This window comes from Streptomyces sp. NPDC022552, assembly GCF_055561875.1.
In genome coordinates this window covers 762,306-780,019 of sequence record NZ_JBVHGJ010000001.1, presented here as the reverse complement: position 1 = coordinate 780,019, position 17,714 = coordinate 762,306, and the positions used below count along the sequence as shown (strand labels likewise).

The following is a 17,714-nucleotide window of genomic DNA, read 5'->3' as shown; positions in this document are numbered from 1 at the left end:
GGGCTCGGACTGTGGTGAGCCTGCCTCCGCGCCGGCCAGCGAACCGCCACCGGCCCCAGTCGGCCGCCCCCGCCTTTGCATCCCGACCTCAAGGAGCCTGTGATGACCGTTTCCGACGACCCGGGCGGGACTGCTGCGCTGCTCGTTGACTCGCGTGGCCGTTACCTGCTGCACCTGCGCGACGCCAACAAGAAGATCTGCGACCCGGGAACGTGGAGCATCCCCGGCGGCGACCGCGAAGGATCGGAGACCTCACGTGAGGCGGTGGAGCGGGAACTGCTGGAGGAGACCAGCCTGGTGGTTCCGCTGGAGGAGTTCACGGTGGTCGACTCCCTGGGCCCCGACGGGACCAAAGGCCGGATTCGCGTCTACCTCGGAACCTGGGACGGCAACGCCGACGAACTTCCCTGTCCCGAGGGCATCATGTTCCGCCATTTCGACGCCGCCACCATCCCATACCTGACGATGTGCCGGTGGACGAAGGAGGTCATCGACCTCCACCAGGCCCAGGCCCCCACCCGGCCCCCCGTACCGGCGCAGGCTCGACCCGGAAGTCAGGCACGCCTCAACGTCGTCGGCGTGCACCTCTACCTCGAGCAGGACGGCAAGGTGCTGCTGGGCCTCCGGCACCCCGACGCCGCCTTCGCAGCCTCCACCCACCACTTCCTGGCCGGCCACTGCGAACAGGAATCCGCCATCGCCTGCCTGATCCGCGAGGCACAGGAAGAAGCCGGGATCGCAATCGCCCCCGCAGACCTGGAGCTGGTCCACGTCGTGCACCTCGTGGACCACCCCGGCGGGCAGCCCCGCATGGGGCTCGTCTTCCGCGCCCAGAAGTGGACGGGAACGCCGGAGGTACGCGAGCCCGACCGCTGCGTGTCCTGGGGCTGGTGGCCCTCCGACGCCCTCCCCGACAAGACCGTCCCGTACACCCGCGCCGCGATCGAGGGCATCCGGGCCGGCCGCCTCTACACCGAATTGGGGTGGTGACTGTGGCCTCCATCCCAAGCACCTCAGTGGATGCGGGCCCGCAGCGGCTCGGCAGCCGCCCGGTGCTGCCAGGGGCGTCCTACCGGATTGCCCCTACCTCGGTCGTCGCTGCTCACCGAGCGCCCCGGAGAAGCCCAGGAGGGATGCCGTGACTGCCTGTCCTGACTCTTCCACCGCGCCCAAGTCGTTATGGCGGCACCGCGACTTCCGTCGCTACCTGACCGGCCAGACCGCCAGCGTGGCCGGCAGCTCGATCAGCTCGATGGCGATCCCGGTGCTCGCCGTACTCCACCTGGACGCCACCCCCGGCCAAGTGGCCTGGCTGGCGTTCTGCGGGCAGCTGCCGCCCGCACTGCTCGCTCTGCACGCCGGTGCACTCGCCGACCGGCACTCCAAGCGACGACAGATGATCACCGGTGACCTGGTCAGTGCTACGGCGCTGGCGACGGTGCCGGTGGCCGCGGCCCTGGAGGAGCTGACCCTGTTGCAGCTCATGGTGGTCGCCGTGGTTCAGGGTGCCGCGGGTGTGCTGCACGATGCGGCGGCGATCAGCCTGCTGCCGACACTGGTCGATCGGTCCCTGATCCAGCGGGGCAACAGCCGCATCGGGGGCCTGTTCGCCATCGCCACGACCGGTGGCAGCAGTCTCGGCGCGGCGCTGACCGCGTGGCTCGGCCCGGCCCGTGCCCTGCTCGGGGACGTCGGCTCCTATCTCCTCAGCGCCTGGTGCACCACCCGTATCCAGGCCCGCGAGACGACCCCGGCACGGCCGAAGCAGCGTCGGCTGCGGACGGAGATCGCCGAGGGCCTGCGATACGTGCGCGACGATCAGCGGCTGAGCGTGCTCACCTGGGTCAACGCCACCACGTCGCTGGCCCTGGCCGTGCTCAACACCCTGTGGGCGCTGTACCTGCTGCGGGTCCTGGAGATGAGCGCGACCGCCTTCGGCGTGGTGCTGGGGATCGGCGCCCTGGGCGCGGCGGCCGGGGCTCTGTCCGCCCCTGCCGTCGCACGGCGGTTCGAACCCGGTCCGATGATGCTGGGCGCGCTTGCGCTCACACCGCTCACTCAGGTTCCGCTGCTGCTGGCCTCCCCAGGGCTCGGCTGGGAGATCGTGATCGGCGGAGCGTTGTTCCTTCAGCTGGCCTGTGCGGGGGCGGCGGGCACCACCCAGCGGTCGATTCGCCAGATCATCACCGAGGACAGCATGCAGGCCCGGATGCAGGCCGTGAGCACGTGGCTGACCTCCGGCGCCCGGCCGTTGGGCGCACTACTCGCCGGCGGGTTCGGCACATGGGCCGGCGTGCGCCCCGCCCTGATCGCCGGTTCTTGCCTGCTCGTCGTACCGCTTGTGGTCCTGGCCCGCTCACCGCTGCGCGCCCTGCGGCAGATGCCCGCCCCTCCGCCCAGCCCCGACACCGCGGAACAGCGGCCTCCCGCTACCGGGCCGGTCGTGCCCGCGCCGGGGCCTGCACCCGCCGCGGAGGGCTCGATGGACGGAGGCATGCCGTGAAGCAGCTGAACACCGGCGGTACGGAAGTCGGGCCGACCGCCCCCGCACTTCCCGAACCCCGCAACGCAGCACCCGCCCCCTACGCCCCGGATCCGCAGGTCGCGGCCGCACGGACAGAGATGCTTGCCCGCCTGGAGGAGGCCGGCGACCTTCAGGCCGGCCCGGTGCGCGATGCGCTGCTCGCCCTGCCGCGCGAGACGTTGATGCCGCAGGCGTACGTACGTCGCAGCGCCCCCGACGAACCGCCGCGCTGGGAGCTGCTGGACTGGGCGCGCCCCGACGATCGGGAGGAGCTTGCGGGTCTTCTCCACAGCGGGGACAGCGTGTCCATCCAGCACGAGGGCGAGCCCATCCTCGGCCGGCTCCCCGGCATCCGGTCCGGGGGCTCCATGACGGCGATGTCGAGCACGACGGGCATGACCGCCGACCTGTTGCAGCGCCTGGACTTGCGCCGCGGGCAGCGGGTGCTGGACGTCGGCACCGGTGCAGGCGTGACCGCCGCCGTGGCCTGTTTCGTTTGCGGCGACGACGGCGTCGTCAGCCTCGATATCGACCGGCACGTCAGCGAGGCCGCCCGCGCGCATCTGATGGCCTTGGGGTACCAACCTGCTGTTGTGACCGGGGACGGCCTGTCCGGCTGGCCCGAGTTGGGCCCGTACGACCGGATCTTCGTGTCCTTCGCCGTTCCCCGGATCCCGCCGGCCCTGGTTGCCCAACTCGCGCCAGGTGGACGCGCGCTGATGACGCTCGGCACACCCTCGCCGTCCTGGCCGGGCCTGGTGGTGATCACCAGAACCCCGACCGGCGTTGCAGAGGCGGAACTGGTCGCGGTGGAGTTCGGGCACCGCGGGGGCGCCGGATTCGACCGGCTGTTCCTGTCCGCCGCCTTCCGTAATCGGATCGCCGCATCCGAGGGCGGCCGGACCCGGCGCAGCCGGCTGGAGCCGCCGGCGGATGCCGACCGGGGCATGTGGCTGGCCCTGGACCACCTCGACCCCGGGCTCGTCCGTGACTTCAGCGCGGAAGACCTGACGATCGGTGCACCGCGGTGCGGTTCCTGGGTGCAGGCGCGCCGCGTCGGTCATCGCCGCTGGGAGGTCACCTCTTTCGGGCCGCGTGATATCTGGGCGGAGATTCATGACGTCGCTGACCGCTGGCGCGCGGCCGGCTCGCCGCACACCTACCGGCTGGAGATCGATGACGACGGCGTCCAGCGGGTGACCAGCCGCTGCGGCGCGCTGTCCTGGACGCTGACCGGCGCCTCTCACACCGGTACGGGGGCGACGGGCGAACTTGACCCGCTCTTGGAGAAAGGCGACAGCCATGCATGCTGATCCCGCCACGGCCACCAGCACCGCCGTGATCCTCACCAACAGCCGCGGGCAGTACCTGCTGCACCTGCGCGATGCACACAAGCCGATCTGCGATCCGGGCACGTGGTCGCTGATCGGAGGAGGCCCCGAAGGGCAGGAGACGCCCGACGAAGCGATCGTCCGCGAGCTCCGCGAGGAGGCCGACCTCGTCATCCCCGGCCTGACGCTCTTCACCACGGTGAGTGCCTCGGGCCCCCACGTCACCGAGGGCCGGATCCAGGTCTACGAGGGCCGGTGGGACGGCGACGCCGACCGGCTGCCGGTCACCGAAGGCATCATGTTCCGCTGGTTCGACGTGGACACCATGGTCCACCTCTCCATGTGTCCCTGGGCGTACGAGGCGATCCTCGCCCACCATGCGAAGAACCCCCTCAGCGAGATCGCGCCGGTACCCGGGCAGCGGCCCAGGGCGTCACAGGGCGGTGCGGGGGCCGTGAAGAACGTGATCGGTGCCCACCTCTACCTGGAGCGCGACGGGCGCACCCTGCTCGGACTACGCCATCCCGACGTCGCATTCGCCGCCGAGCAATGGCACGCGCTCGCCGGACACGTCGAGCGGGAATCGGTGCGGTCCTGCCTGGTAAGGGAGGCTGCCGAGGAGGCCGGTCTCGTCATCAGGCCGGAGGACTTGGAGCTGGTGCACACGGTCCACCTTCTCGACCACGCCGATGCCGAGCCCCGCATCCAGCTCTTCTTCCGAGCCACGACGTGGTGCGGAGAGCCGGAAGTACGCGAACCGGACCGGTGCGTCGGCTGGGAGTGGTGGCCACTCGACGACCTGCCGGAGCCGATGGTGCCCTACACCCGTATGGCCATCCACGGCATCCGCTCCGGCCGCTCCTACTCCGAGATGGGATGGGCGTGAACGTCGAACCACCAGGGCCCGATCGCCCCGACGAACCGTCCGTCGACCCTGAAGACGCCTTGTTCACCGTCCTGCTGGCCCGTCGGCCAGGAGCGGCGTCGTGAGCGGCGAGCGGCGGCACCGGGAGCCGGTCGACGTCCACCTGATCCTGCGCCGTGACGGCGCCGCCGGCCCGGAGGTCCTGCTGTCCCGCCGGGCTGGGAACGTCTACGCCTCGGGCCTGTGGCATCTGCCCTCTGGACACCTCGATGGCCCGCACGAGGATGTCGTCGGCGCACTGATCCGCGAGGCGTACGAGGAGACCGGCGTCGTCATCGAACCGGCCGAGGTCCAATTCGCGGTCACCGTCCACCACCGCAGCCCTGGTGGCATGTCCCGGACCGGGATGTTCTTCGAGGTACACACCTGGCAGGGCACCCCCGCCGTTCGGGAGACGACCGTCTGCGACGCGATGGACTGGTTCGGTCTCGACGCGCTGCCGGAACCGATAGTCGCGTACTGCCGTGCAGGGCTGGACACCTACCGGGCCGGCCAGGCGATGGCCGTGCACTTCCAGCAGCCCGGCGATCCGATCGCCTACGACCCCGACCTCGACCGGCGCCGGCCCGTCCCCGCCGCCGGTACGGCCGGGCCGGGTGCCCGGCTGCGGGAGTTCACCGAGCGGGCCGTCGGTCGCATCGCCGACTGGAGGGACGTGTCTTGGGCGCGGGAGGGCAGCCAGGTGTGGCGTGCTGTCGGCGCCGAGGACGGGGTGTGGTTCGTCAAGGTCCACCAGAACGATCGCTTCCACCAGCGGGAGGTGTCCGCGTACCGCACCTGGGTCCCCGGCCTGGGCGTGGCCGCGCCCCGCCTGGTGGCCGCCGACGAGGTGCTGAGGGCCATCGTCATCACCGCGGTACCGGGCCGCTCCCTGCACGGCGCCGTCCACCCACCGGCAGAACAGCGGCGGATCTTCCACCGCATCGGCCGGCTCGCGGCAGCCATCCACCACAGCGCACCTGCCCGGCCGGCAACCGGCGACACCTTGCCCCTGGGGAAGTGGGAACGTCACCTCGACGCCGCTCGCCCTCACCTCGCCCCCGGAGACGAGGAGTTCATCCGGGCGATGGTGGTGAAAGCCGCGGGGCTGCCTCCCCTGGAGGCGGGGCCCACGCATGGCGACTTCCAACTGCGCAATCTGCGCTGGGACGAGGCCAGCGGAAGCCTTTACATCATCGACTTCGAGCGCAGCGAAGACGGCCCGGCCGTACGGGACTTCGTGCGCCTGTCCGACGCCTGGGCGGGCCGGCCGGACCTTTACGAGGCCGTGATGGACGACTACGGCCGCCCGTTCACCCCGGCCGAGGGGGAGCACCTGGCCGTCCTGGACGCCCTGGACGCCCTCTCCGGCATCCAGTACGGCGCCGCCCACGGCGATCCGGAGCTCGTCGAACGCGGCCACCGCACCCTGGCGCGCCTCCGCGCCACAAGCCACCCGTGAACACCGCCTTATCCACCGCACCCGACCAGTTGAGGAGCAGCACCGTGGGGTACACCGCTCGCGAGGAGTGGCAGCAGCACTACGCCGACGGGAAGAACTTCCGGCAGCTCGGTGACGCCGAGCAGGCTGTGTTCGCCGAGCACACGCCCGTCCCCGAAGGCGGCGGGCGGGCGCTCGACGTGGGATGCGGCACCGGCGAACTGGCCGCCTACCTCGCGTCTCTCGGCTACGCGGTGGACGCCGTCGACTTCGTCGGCAGCGCGATCGCCCGGGCCCGCGCGGAACACCCGGAAGTGGAGGGAGTGCGCTGGCTACAGCTGGACATCGAGAACGACGACCCGGCAGAGCTGCACCAGGGATATGACCTGATCAGCCTGCGCCTGATGTATCCCTTCCTGCGCGACCGCAGCCGCGTCCTGCACGCCCTCGGCGAGCGGCTGCGGCCCGGCGGCGCGCTCGTGGTCATCACTCCGGTGGCCGAGCACACCCCCGAGGAGCGGCGTGACATCGCCCTCGACGAGGACGAGATCGGCCTGCTCACCACCGGATGGAAGCAGGTCGTACGGCTGGAAGCGGACGAGCTCGCCGTCCTTGTTCTGCGCGGCTCCTGCCACAGGGACACCGCCGCGGTCGAGAGGCGGCAACCACCCACTGGTCACGCCGTGACCGGAGCCCTCGCGATCGTCACCGACGCGGCTGGGCGGGTCCTACTCGGCCGCTCGCGTCGGGGCATGTGGGAGCTGCCCGGCGGCAAGACCTCCGGACCGGAGGACTTCGCCGCGGCGGCGGTCCGCGAACTCGGTGAGGAGACCGGCCTGACGGCTTTGGCCTCGGAGGCGTATGTGGTCACGATGCTCGTCGACGACAGCCACGGCGTGCCCCGGCTCACGGCCGTTGTCCGTATCACCGCCTGGTCGGGAACCCTCACCAACCAAGAGCCGAAGTTGTTCGACCGGTGGGAGTGGCATGACCTGCACGCCCTGTCTTGCGTCGGCGATGTCTTCACCCCTGCCTCGCAGGCCCTGGACGCCATCTGGCCCGGGGTCATCCCCGACCTGCCGCCCGTCCACATCTACCCCCTCGCCGGCGACCAGCCGCCCGTGCCCGGCGAGCCGGCCGAAGCCGCCCGGCTGCGCCACGAGATGGCCGAGACGGTCATCGCCGGCGGCTGGGCCCCCTCCGAACAGGTTCAAGAGGCGCTGCGGACCGTGCCCCGACACCGCTTCGCCCCGGAAGCGAACCTCGCCACCGCGTACGACGGCGGCGACCGGGCCGTGATCACCCGGCGCGACGAGACAGGAGCCGCGATCAGCTCGGTGTCCGCGGCCTGGCTCCAGGCCGACATGATCGAAAGCCTGCACCTTCAGCCGGGCGCGATCGTGTTCGAGGCCGGGTCCGGCGGCTACAACGCCGAACTGATCGCCCACGTCGCCGGAACCGAGGGGCGCGTGGTCACCGTCGACATCGACCCGTGGGTCGTGCGCCGCACCCGCCGGTTCCTCACGGAGGCCGGCAGCGGACGCGTCACCGTCGTCGAGGCCGACGCGGCCCTGGGAGCACCCGCACACCTCGTGCCGCGCGGCGGCTTCGACGGCAGCGTGATCACCTACAACTGCTGGGACATCGCCCCGGCCTGGCGGGACCAACTGGCTGAGGGCGGAAGCCTGGTCCTGCCGCTGGAGATCGGCGGCTATACCCGGGCGATCACCCTCGAGCGGCGCGGCCACGTGCTGCACGCCCGCCACTTCACGTACTGCGGCTTCGTGCGTGACCAAGGGCAGCAGGCCCGCACCATCCCGGTCGCCGGCCTCCTCAACGGTGAGCTGACGCTCCGCTTTGAGAACGGCATCGCCGCCCCGACAGCGGGCTTGGAGGAGGCGTTGCGTGGGCCTCGGCACGAACTCGCCACCGGCGTGACCATGGGGGCGGGGGCCTATTTCGGCTCCCTGCAGCTGTATGCGGCCACCACCCTGCCCACCTTCTGCCGGCTGGCCGCGCACCAGGACACGGGCGTCACCGGCATCGTGAAGGACCGTGACACGCCGGCGATCCTCGGCGACGGCTCGCTTGCCTACCTGATGCACGTCCAGACCCAGTACGGCGAGCGCCCCGAGGACAAGAAGTGGGAGTGGTTCATCCATGCCTTCGGTGAGCAGGGTCCTGAGCTCGCGGAGCAGTTGGCGGCCACAGTGCGGTCCTGGGACCGCCACGTGCGCGCCGACGACAACAGCAAGCACGCTGATCCGATCCTGACCGTCCACCCGGCCGGTACGCCCGACGATCTGCTGCCTGCGGGGGATGTCCTGGACAAGGAGCACTGCCGCCTGGTGTTCCGGTGGCCGGGCCGCAACGGGCACCTCCCGGGCCCCGCTCGGCACACCGACGCGATCGCCGCGGCCACGGGAGAAGCATGATCATCTGGCTGAACAGCGCGCCGGCGGCGGTAGGCACGCGGGCGAGGGCGGCCTGACCGGCGCCTATGACCGAACAGCAGGACCCCGTCCATCCTCCGCCCCTGTCCGGCCGGCCAGACCACCGTCCCGGGAGATGCCCGTTGTTACCCAGTCTGCTCGCTGTCTTCGCTCACCCGGATGACGAGTCCCTCCTCGCTGGCGGGGTGCTCGCCCAGCACGCCGCCGCCGGGGCCCAAACGGCGGTGGTCACCGCCACCTGGGCCCCGGACAGCCGTCGGGCCGCCGAACTCGCAGCGGCGCTGGATGTCCTCAGCGCCGGTGCGCCACGGATGCTCGGATACGGTGACGCCCGCAACGGATCGTCGGCGCCCGGCCGACCCCGCTGGTGCGACGTGCCCCTGGACGACGCCGTCGCCCAGGTGGTCGCGCACATTCGGCAGGTCCGCCCCGACATCGTCGTCACTCATGACGCGCTCGGCCAGCTGACCGGGCACCCGGATCACCGGCGCACCCACCAGGTGACGCTGCTCGCTATGGAAGCAGCCGGAATCGCTCACCTTCACCCGGAGGCCGGCGAGCCCTGGCGGCCCCGCGCGCTCTATGCGGCCACCCACCCTCAGTCCGGGATCGGCGACCTCGGGCCGCTGCTGTGCGGGGTCGGCAAGACCCTGCTGGCCGTGCCGGACGAGTACGTCACCGCCGCCGTGAACGTGACGGAATGGATCGACCGCAAATGGCGCGCGATCTGCTCCCACAGCAGCCAACTCGAAGGCGAGCGACCGCTGCCCGCGCTGCTGTCCCGCGTCGACACGGAGAGGCGGGACCGCATTCTGGCCACCGAGTACTTCACCCGCCTCAGCCTCACGACCGGCGGCTCCGTCACGTCCGCGCTCACCAGCGGTCCGACCGTCCACGGTGAAGTCCCGTCGCGTCTGACCAGTCCCAACCAGCGACGTTGGCCCGTCCGATGACACGGACAAGGAGATCCATGCCCAGTTCATCCCACCTCTCCGGCCAGACGACCGGTCCGGCGTCGACCGGCCCCTCAGCCCCGGACGCGACCCCGGCCGCCAACGGTCCAGCCGTTGCACGGAGGACCGGGCGCTGCCAGTGCGGGAACATCGTGTACCAAGCGGAAGGCATCCCGGACGATCCGCATCTGTGCTCATGCCGACACGAGACACGCATCTCCGGCGGCCCCGCTGTCCTGTGGGTCGGCTTCCGTAAGGACAGGCTGACGTGGACGGGCCCAGGTGGCGAGCCGACGTGGTACGCGACCTGGCCGACTCTGCGCCGCGGCTTCTGCCCGCGCTGCGGAACACACCTCGTCTCCCTCGCCGACGACTCAGACATGATCATGGTCACCGGTTTCAGCCTCGACGACCGCAGCGGCACCGATCCCGTCGGACATTCCTATCGCGACGAGGCCGTCCCGTGGATCACCATCACCCTCGCTCCCGATCCGCAACGCTCCGCGGCCCCCTCACAGTGACGCATGGCTGCCGCCCTGACGACCATCGGCCCCTCCCGGCCCGCCGGCCGGCCGCCCGGTGTCGCCGGTACGCCACAACTCCCGACGCCACCTCTTTCGTAGACGAGAAAGGCTTCCGCTGTGACCACTCCACGGCTGGCACGTCCTGACGACGCCGGCGAGATCATCCGCCTCAGATCCGAGCTGATCTTGTCCGAACCCCTCGACGAGAACTGGCTCGCCAACTGCAGCGACCAGCTCGCTGCCCGGCTCCAGCCCGGTGGCGACGCCCGGGCCTACGTCATCGACGCCACCGGCGGAAGGCTCGCCACCTGCGCCCTTGCCTTCCTCCAGCCGCTTCTTCCCGCACCGAAGTACCCCAAGGGGCTGGCCGCACGTATCCACGCCGTCGCCACCGAACCCACCTGCCGGCGCCGGGGTTACGCTCGGGCCGCCCTCACCGCGCTCACGGACCACCTTGAGGAGGACGGCGTCACCCTCTACGAACTGCACGCCAGCGAAGGCTCGGCCCCGCTGTACGAGGCGCTCGGCTTCACACACGATCCCGCGCTCATGCGCATGACCCGATTCCCCAACTCGACCGGCGGGAGTACGACATGAACCGGCTGGCGGCAGTGATGCAGGCCCGCCACCCCGGCACGACCGCGTACGTCAGTGCATGGGCCCTGGAGGCATTGATGAATATCGTCCTGATGTCCGACCGCCGCGTCGCCGACTGCGGCGAGCCGCTCGTCGACGTCCGCGGAACCTTGTTGGTCGACGACCGCAGGGCCGACCCGGCGGGCGCCTTCGCCCATCTCCGGCAAGGAGTCCTCGACCGGCTCCTGTACGCCCAGTCGCTTCTGCCCGAGGGCCTTCGCCTTCTGTTCATCGAGGGGTACCGCCCGCCCGACCTGCAACAGCAGTACTTCGAGCAGTACGCGGACGAGCTGCGTACGGCCAACCCCACCTGGCCCCACGACCAAGTGCACGAGGCCGCAAGCCGGTACGTGTCTCCTCCGGAGATCGCGCCGCACAGCGCGGGCGCAGCAGTCGACCTCACCCTCGTGGACGCCGATGGCCACGAGCTGGACATGGGCACACACGTGTGAACGCGAGCCCCGAGGAAAGCGACGGTGCCTGCTACACGAGCGCGAAATCAATCAACCCCCAGGCCCGTACGAACCGGACCACACTGGCCAACGCCCTCTCCACCGCCGGACTCGTGAACTACGCGACCGAGTGGTGGCACTGGAGCCATGGCGACCGGTACTGGGCGCTGATGGCGCAGCAACCGGCCGCCCTGTACGGACCACGCGACCTTCCTTGATCAGGCCGTGCCGGGTCGGCCGGCCACACCCCACCGCTATCGCAGAAGGAACCGGAAATGCCACGCACCATACGGTTCGCCCACCCCGACCCAGACCAGCTCGGGCACAGCCTCATTGACAACGGCTCGGGGAGCGGGAGTCGCCTCGCGCCGCCAGGTCCCGGTGCCACCACGCCGGCTCCCCCTCAGCCCTTCCGCCTGAAAGCGATCAGCGATGACACCCAGCACGACCACCACCCAGTTTCGGATGGGTACCCGGCCCAGCCCCATGGCCATGGAGCAGACCGGTCGGGTCGAGACGGCCTTCCGGTCCCTGCACCCGCACATCGACCTCAAGATCTTCAGGATCACTTCCCAAGGTGACCAGCACCGAGGCCCGCTGGCCGAGATCGGCGGAAAGGGCGCGTTCACCCGCCACTCTGGACACCCTGCCACCCGGCACCCTCGTCGGCACGAGCGCACCCCGCCGGGCGGCACTACTCAAGGCCCTGCACCCGCAGTTGATCCCCGTGCCGATCCGCGGGAACGCCGACACCAGGATGAACGCGCTCGACACCGGGACCTTGGGCGCGGACGCGATGATCGCCGCCCTTGCCGGACTCCGGCGCCTCGGCCTCGCGGACCGCGCCTCACAGATCCTGGACCCCACGGTGTGGCTGCCCGCTGCAGGCGCCGGGATCGTCGTCATCGAGCACCGCGCCGACGACCCCACCACCAGCCGGCTCCTCGCCCCGCTCACCCACTCCCAGACGCGGGTCCTCCTGGACGCCGAACGCGCCGCCCTCGCCGCCCTGCGGGGCGGCTGCCTGACCGCCGCTTCCGTCCACGCCGCCCTCGACGAGGAACACGAGTGCGTCACCGTGTACGCGGTCGTCCTCAACCCAGACGGCGGTGCACCCCTTCGCACCGTCACGAGCGGCCCCGCAGCCGACCCCACGGGTGTCGGACGCCGGGCGGGAGAGCAGCTGCTGGACGCTGGCGCCGCCCGACTCCTGGGAGTACGGCCATGAGCGGCGCGACAGCGTCGGGGAGCGGCAAGGCCGCGGAGCGCACGGCGGTGTTCGTTCCGCCGAGCCAACGCGACGACCAGGTGCGGATGCGGAGGGCACACTCGGCTGCGGCCCGGAAGTTCGGCGTGGAGGCCACCGGGCCGGAAGTCTGGGGGTGGCAGGGTCGCACCATCGGCCGCCGAGCCGGCCGCTGGTGGCTCCGTCTTCTCTCCGTACCGGAGGACAAGCGCGGTGGTCGCCTGTGGGAGGGAACGGCCGCCGCCGACACTGCGCTTCCGCGCTCGGTGCCCCGCCCGCGGCTGCACGACCTGCTGGACTGGTCCGCAGGCGGCCAGGCGTACCGCGCGGAGTTGACCGAGTACGTGTCCCTGCCGGCTCTCCAGAGGGGCGGGCCCGTCCTCCATTCGGAGCTGGAGCTGCCCGACGCTTGGTGGGCGGACCTGCGGGCCGCCCTCGCCGCCATTGCGACCGTCGCCACCGAGCGACAGGCCGTGCGTCAGCAGTGGGTCGACAGGAACTTCGCCCGCTTCCTGGGCATGCCTGCGATCCGGATCACGGACTGGACGACGGGGCACGGCGACCTGCACTGGGCCAACCTCACCAGCGCGCCGCTGGTCATCCTCGACTGGGAGGGCTGGGGGAGGCTGCCCGTCGGCTACGACATCGGCCTCCTGCACGCGTACAGCCTGACCACCCCGACGACCGCCGAGCGAATCCGGACCCGGTTCGCCCACGTCCTCTCCACGCCGGCGGGAAGAACCGGTGAACTAGTGGCGCTCGCCCAACTCCTCCAGGTCGTCAGACGCGGCGGCCACCCAGAACTCGCCCCGCACCTCGCGCGGCACGCCCAACAACTGACCGGCATGCCCGTGCCAGACCCGACCTCATGAACACCTGGTACGGGCCGAACACAGCCGCGACCGCAGCCTCCGATCCGGAGACGCACTAGAAAACTGGAGCGCAGCGATCACCTCGCCGCTGGAGCCGTCCACTTGATGGCTTCGGCGGGTTCGGCAGGGCAGGCCCAGCACCGAGCGGGAGGGGCCTGCCCTGGTCGGGCCCCGGGCGCTACCTGCCAGGCCGGATGCTCGTAGCGTGGCCTCGCACGCTTACGGTGATGCGCTCGGCCGTCAGTCCCGGTGCGCGGCCCGCGCCGTCCGTACGCTCGCCTCCAGCGCGGCCATCAGGTCCACCGCCGGCTCAGGCTCAGGAGGGGCGGCGATCTCTCCCCCCGACACCTTGGCGCTGACCAGTTCTTCCAGCGCGTGCCGGTACTCGTCATGCAGCTCGCCGACTTCGATGCCCGTAAGCTCCCGTACCAACACCTCGGCGAGTTGCAGCTCCCGGTCCGTGACAGGCGCGGAGGAGGTGAGGTCTCCAGGGTCGCGCACCTCCTCGGGCCACAGCAGGCTCTGGCAGATCAGCAGCCCGTGGCGCGGTCGGAGCACGGCAAGCCGTTCCCTGGAGCGGACAGCAATCTTGCACACGCCCACGTACCCGGTGCGGGCGAGCGCCTCCACCAGTACTGGCGAACCCGGTTATGCGAACTTGCGGAATGGTTGAGCGTTCGCCGAGGTTGCGAGTGGACCCGACCCCGAACAAGGCCCCGGCTGGTTCCGGTGCAGCTGGTACGGGGCCGGTCGGCTGGGGGCCCGGGTTGAGCTCTGTGCGCCGTCCCGGTAAAGCGGTACCGCGACCATGCTGAGGCCCCGACGGATCGTCTTGGGTTCAGGATTCGGGAGAACCGGGGCAAGGCTCAGGGCCGCAGGACCCTGGTCCGTGAGCGGGAGGAATACTTCCGGCTCATGGACCAGGGCCTGAGCAGCGCCGAAGCCTGCAAACGCGTCGGGACCCCTCTCATCACCGTCGGCTGCTTGGCCGGCGCGTGACCTGGGGCTGGACGCTCCGGCCCCCGACTGAAGGAGGTGAACCTGCGGCACCCTCGCCATTGACCGCGCCAGACACGCAGGAGGGCCACGGCACCGGTTACGGCCTGGGCCTGCGGGCGTGCAGGACGTAAGCCGGCGGAGAGTTCCGCCAGACGGTGCGGCCGGGGACGACCTCTTCGAAGCGGTCGGCCAGCAGGTCGCGGAAACGGCGGGCGGAGGCCAGGGGGACGGCGTGGCGGTAGGCGAAGGTCGTCAAGGCGCCCGCCGGTGCAAGGACCGCGGTCAGTTCTTCGATGAGTTGTTCCTGGACCGTGGTGGGGAAGAGGGACCAGGGCAGGCCGCTCACCACCACGTCGGCCTGGTCGACGCCGCGTTCGTCCAGGAGCTGGCGCAGATCCGCGGCATTGCCCTGGATCACCTCGGTCGCCGGGTAGCGGTCGCGAAGGAGCTCGGCGAGGCGCGGATTGATCTCCACGGCGAGGTGACGGCCGCGTCCGGCGAGTTTGCGCTGGATCTCTGCGGTGAACGGTCCTGTTCCGGGGCCCAGTTCCACGACGACGGGTTCCCCGCGTTCTGGGATGGCGCACGTGACGGCGCGGGCCAGGTGCCGGGAACTGGGCGCGATGGCACCGATGTGTGAGGGCGAGCGCATCCACTGTCCCAGGAACAAGGTCGCCTCACAGTGGCGTGGGAGGTCCGTGGTGCCTCGATTGGTGTCGGTCATGTGGTTCCTCTGCCTGCGTGCGGATGCCGGTGCGCGGACTGATCCCGGCCAGGTCAGTAGGCCGGCAAAGGCAAGGGAGCCGCGGCCTTGCCTTCGCTCCGGCACCTGGGCGCATGAACGTTCACGAAGTCAGTGGCGGCGATCGTGGGGGTGAGCGGCATGCGTACGGCGGCCGGGCGACGGTGGCACGGCGGATGGGCCCGACCGCGCCCATGCCTGGCATCCTCAAGAACGTCGGCTGACGAAAGTGCCGCGCCGTCGCCGGGCGGCGCGGCACGCTTAAGCCGTGGGGACGAGCATCGACGTGACATCGATCAGCACGTGCTGTCACGTTGGCGATCTTGTGGCCGGGTCCTGTCGCCTCGCTGACTGGCGAGCGCACTGCGGGCGACCGCGCGGGCAATGTGCTTCGTCAGCTGGCCAGGATCACGGAGGCGACCGTCCGCCATCCCGCGTCGGTCCGGGCGGCCAGGTAGAGCACACGGACACGCTGGAACTCCTGCCCCTGGCTGTCCTGGCGCGCCCAGGTCACCTCGATCTGCGCGGCCCGCTCGTTGAGCGCGCGCACCACGGGGTCGAGGGCCTTGCTGCCCCCGTAGTCGGCGTCGCGCAGTGCGCGCAGCTCGTGTGCGAGTCCCTGGGAGAGCGCCTCGGCGGAGGTGAGAACGGTGTGGGCCGTCCCCGTGGTCATGCTGATCGGCACCGAGAAGTAGTCGAGGAGCGGCGCGGGATCGGTGCTCCCCTTTGCTGCCAGTCCGATGAACGTCTCGACGTAGCTGTCGAACCATGCCTGTGCTTCGTTCGCGACGGCGGCCAGATCGGTGTTCGTCATGATTTCGTGATCCTTCTTGCAGGGATTTCAGGTGCGGGTTTCTTGGAGGGGAGTGCGCTTTGCCGTCGTGTCACCGGTTCGCGAACGCGTTGGTGCCGGTCAGCTGGGCGGACAGGGTCCACAGGCGTGCGGCCTGTTCGGGGTCGACCGCGTAGGGCCTGACTCCGGGTGCGTCGTCCTGGGAGAGCGGGGCGATGTCGCAGTCGTCCAGGTAGACGCCGCCGGTGTGGGCCAGCTGCGGGGAGGTGGCCGCCCAGACCTGGGTGGCGGCACCCTGCTCGGGGGTCTTGAAACTGGGGGCCGTGTTGCCCTGGTCGTCGATCCAGCCGAAGGCGATCATCTCCTCGCGAGTCATGTGCCGCTGGAGCGGGGTCATGACGGCACCGGGGGCGACGGCGAAGGCCCGCACCTGGTGCTCACGGCCCAGGGCGTCGAGGTGGACGGCGAACAGCGCGATCGCGGTCTTGGACTGTCCGTAGGCGACGGCCTTGTCATAGTCGTTTGCGAACATGATGTCGTCCCAGCGGATCGGCGAGTAGCGGTGTCCGGCAGAGCTGAGCGCGACCACGCGCGCGCCGCCGTCGGCCGCCAGAGCTGGCCACAGCCGGTTCGTGAGTGTGTAGTGGCCCAGGTGGTTGGTGGCGAACTGCGCCTCCCAGCCGGGGCCGAGGCGGGTCTCGGGCAGGGCCATCACGCCGGCGTTGTTGATGAGGATGTCGATGCTGCGGCCGCTTGCCAGGAACTCGTCCGCGAAGGTGTGCACGCTGGCCTGGTCGCCCAGGTCGAGACGGCGCACCTCGACCCCGTCCACTGCGGTGAAGGCTTCCGCGGCCGCTTCCGGGCGGCGGACGGCTGCGACGACAATCGCGCCGGCGCCCCGCAGGGCGCGTGTGGTCTCCAGCCCCAGTCCGGAACTACCGCCGGTCACGACAGCGAGCTTTCCGGTGAGGTCGAGGCCGGCCAGGACGTCGGCCGTGGTGCTGCGGGCCCCGAAGCCGGAACCGATGGGCTGCTGTGCTGTCATGATCGCCATTCCTTGCGCGTGGAGCGTCACGGTCAACGCCGCAACCGGGGAGTTCCCCGGTTAGTCATCACGGTAAACGGGGAACTCCCCGGTTGTCCAGATAGACTGATCCCCTGACGAAGGGAACAGCCTTGACCACCAAGCCGAGCGTGTTGCGCGCCGACGCCCGCCGCAACCGCGAGCGCATCCTCGAAGCGGCCGTGCGCGCCTTCTCCGAGAAGGGCCCGGACGTCGCCATCGACACCATCGCCAAAGCCGCGGGCGTCGGCTCGGCCACGCTCTACCGCCACTTCCCCACACGCGAGGCACTCATCGAGGCGGCCTACCGCAACGAGCTCGCCCGCGTCTGCGACAGCGCCGCACAACGGCTGGCCGACCATGCCCCGGACGAGGCGCTGCGCCTGTGGATGGACGACTTCATCGACTACCTCACCGCCAAGCAGGGCATGGCGGACGCACTACGGGCCGCGGCCGCCTCCGGCGCCGACCCCTTCGCCGAAACCCTCGACAAGCTCGCCACCGCGATCGGCACCCTGCTGCACGCCGGCGCCGACGCCGCTCTCCTGCGCCCGGACATCGACCCCTTCGATGTCGGCTTCAGCCTGGCCGGCATCGGGCTGATCACCAGCGCTCCCGACCAGCGCGAACGGGCCAGCCGCCTCCTCGACCTGCTCCTCGACGGCCTCCGGTACGGAGCGGACGGATCGGCATCCAGCTCGTGACCCCGCCTTTGGCCGCGTCCCCGCCGGCTGTGTGACGTCAGCGGTCCAGCAGCCCCGACCGCGTTGCGGAGCGCGAG

The 17,714-nt window shown here is 70.7% G+C and carries 16 protein-coding genes and 2 pseudogenes; 14 read left to right on the top strand and 4 right to left on the bottom strand.

Annotated features, from left to right (window positions below):
• Nucleotides 1–102: 102 nt before the first annotated feature.
• The 13 genes and pseudogenes from ACZ3OF_RS03585 (at nt 103) to ACZ3OF_RS03525 (ending at nt 13,336) form a co-directional block, all read left to right on the top strand.
• Complete coding sequence (locus ACZ3OF_RS03585; protein ID WP_467302485.1) at nt 103–990, top strand: NUDIX hydrolase; 888 nt, start codon at nt 103–105, stop codon at nt 988–990.
• Nucleotides 991–1,138: 148 nt separating this feature from the next.
• Entirely contained in the window at nt 1,139–2,503 is a 1,365-nt protein-coding gene (locus tag ACZ3OF_RS03580) for an MFS transporter (protein ID WP_467302483.1), read from the top strand.
• Nucleotides 2,500–3,837: a methyltransferase gene (locus tag ACZ3OF_RS03575; protein WP_467302481.1), complete on the top strand. Its 1,338-nt coding sequence runs from the start codon at nt 2,500–2,502 to the stop codon at nt 3,835–3,837. The genes ACZ3OF_RS03580 and ACZ3OF_RS03575 overlap by 4 nt, the downstream gene beginning before the upstream one ends.
• Nucleotides 3,827–4,741, top strand: a complete 915-nt coding sequence (locus ACZ3OF_RS03570; protein WP_467302479.1) for an NUDIX hydrolase — start codon at nt 3,827–3,829, stop codon at nt 4,739–4,741. The genes ACZ3OF_RS03575 and ACZ3OF_RS03570 overlap by 11 nt, the downstream gene beginning before the upstream one ends.
• 100 nt (nt 4,742–4,841) lie before the next feature.
• Nucleotides 4,842–6,221, top strand: coding sequence for a phosphotransferase (locus tag ACZ3OF_RS03565; protein ID WP_467302477.1), 1,380 nt, complete (start codon nt 4,842–4,844; stop codon nt 6,219–6,221).
• A 44-nt stretch (nt 6,222–6,265) separates the two neighbouring features.
• Nucleotides 6,266–8,635 (top strand): methyltransferase, FxLD system, encoded by a 2,370-nt coding sequence (gene fxlM / locus ACZ3OF_RS03560; RefSeq protein WP_467302475.1) that lies wholly within the window; start codon nt 6,266–6,268, stop codon nt 8,633–8,635.
• A 140-nt stretch (nt 8,636–8,775) separates the two neighbouring features.
• Nucleotides 8,776–9,606 (top strand): PIG-L deacetylase family protein, encoded by an 831-nt coding sequence (locus ACZ3OF_RS03555; protein WP_467302474.1) that lies wholly within the window; start codon nt 8,776–8,778, stop codon nt 9,604–9,606.
• A complete protein-coding gene (locus ACZ3OF_RS03550) occupies nt 9,603–10,127 on the top strand; it encodes a GFA family protein (RefSeq protein WP_467302472.1) in 525 nt (174 codons plus the stop codon). Before ACZ3OF_RS03555 ends, ACZ3OF_RS03550 begins: the two co-directional genes overlap by 4 nt.
• Before the next feature lie 120 nt (nt 10,128–10,247).
• A complete protein-coding gene (locus tag ACZ3OF_RS03545; protein ID WP_467302470.1) occupies nt 10,248–10,727 on the top strand; it encodes a GNAT family N-acetyltransferase in 480 nt (159 codons plus the stop codon).
• 74 nt (nt 10,728–10,801) lie between these two features.
• Nucleotides 10,802–11,436 (top strand): annotated as a pseudogene (locus ACZ3OF_RS03540) (M15 family metallopeptidase).
• 214 nt (nt 11,437–11,650) lie between these two features.
• Nucleotides 11,651–12,092 (top strand): annotated as a pseudogene (locus ACZ3OF_RS03535) (hypothetical protein); the annotation flags it as partial.
• Complete coding sequence (locus tag ACZ3OF_RS03530; protein ID WP_467302841.1) at nt 12,087–12,446, top strand: hypothetical protein; 360 nt, start codon at nt 12,087–12,089, stop codon at nt 12,444–12,446. The pseudogene ACZ3OF_RS03535 and the gene ACZ3OF_RS03530, both read left to right, overlap by 6 nt.
• Nucleotides 12,443–13,336 (top strand): hypothetical protein, encoded by an 894-nt coding sequence (locus ACZ3OF_RS03525; RefSeq protein ID WP_467302468.1) that lies wholly within the window; start codon nt 12,443–12,445, stop codon nt 13,334–13,336. Before ACZ3OF_RS03530 ends, ACZ3OF_RS03525 begins: the two co-directional genes overlap by 4 nt.
• A gap of 240 nt (nt 13,337–13,576) precedes the next feature.
• Here the strand turns inward: ACZ3OF_RS03525 and ACZ3OF_RS03520 are convergent, their stop codons facing one another.
• The 4 genes from ACZ3OF_RS03520 to ACZ3OF_RS03505 all read right to left on the bottom strand — a co-directional run bounded on the left by ACZ3OF_RS03520 (nt 13,577) and on the right by ACZ3OF_RS03505 (nt 16,918).
• Complete coding sequence (locus ACZ3OF_RS03520; protein ID WP_467302466.1) at nt 13,577–13,966, bottom strand: Ku protein; 390 nt, start codon at nt 13,964–13,966, stop codon at nt 13,577–13,579.
• 466 nt (nt 13,967–14,432) lie between these two features.
• Nucleotides 14,433–15,059 carry a class I SAM-dependent methyltransferase gene (locus tag ACZ3OF_RS03515; protein ID WP_467302464.1) on the bottom strand — a complete coding sequence of 209 codons (627 nt, stop codon included), beginning with the start codon at nt 15,057–15,059 and terminating at the stop codon, nt 14,433–14,435.
• Nucleotides 15,060–15,471: 412 nt separating this feature from the next.
• Nucleotides 15,472–15,891 carry a DUF6841 family protein gene (locus ACZ3OF_RS03510; RefSeq protein WP_467302462.1) on the bottom strand — a complete coding sequence of 140 codons (420 nt, stop codon included), beginning with the start codon at nt 15,889–15,891 and terminating at the stop codon, nt 15,472–15,474.
• Between the two features lie 70 nt (nt 15,892–15,961).
• Nucleotides 15,962–16,918 carry an SDR family NAD(P)-dependent oxidoreductase gene (locus ACZ3OF_RS03505; RefSeq protein ID WP_467302839.1) on the bottom strand — a complete coding sequence of 319 codons (957 nt, stop codon included), beginning with the start codon at nt 16,916–16,918 and terminating at the stop codon, nt 15,962–15,964.
• 128 nt (nt 16,919–17,046) lie between these two features.
• Between ACZ3OF_RS03505 and ACZ3OF_RS03500 the strand changes: the two genes are divergently transcribed.
• Nucleotides 17,047–17,637, top strand: coding sequence for a TetR/AcrR family transcriptional regulator (locus ACZ3OF_RS03500; RefSeq protein ID WP_361680583.1), 591 nt, complete (start codon nt 17,047–17,049; stop codon nt 17,635–17,637).
• The last annotated feature ends 77 nt before the right edge of the window (nt 17,638–17,714 follow it).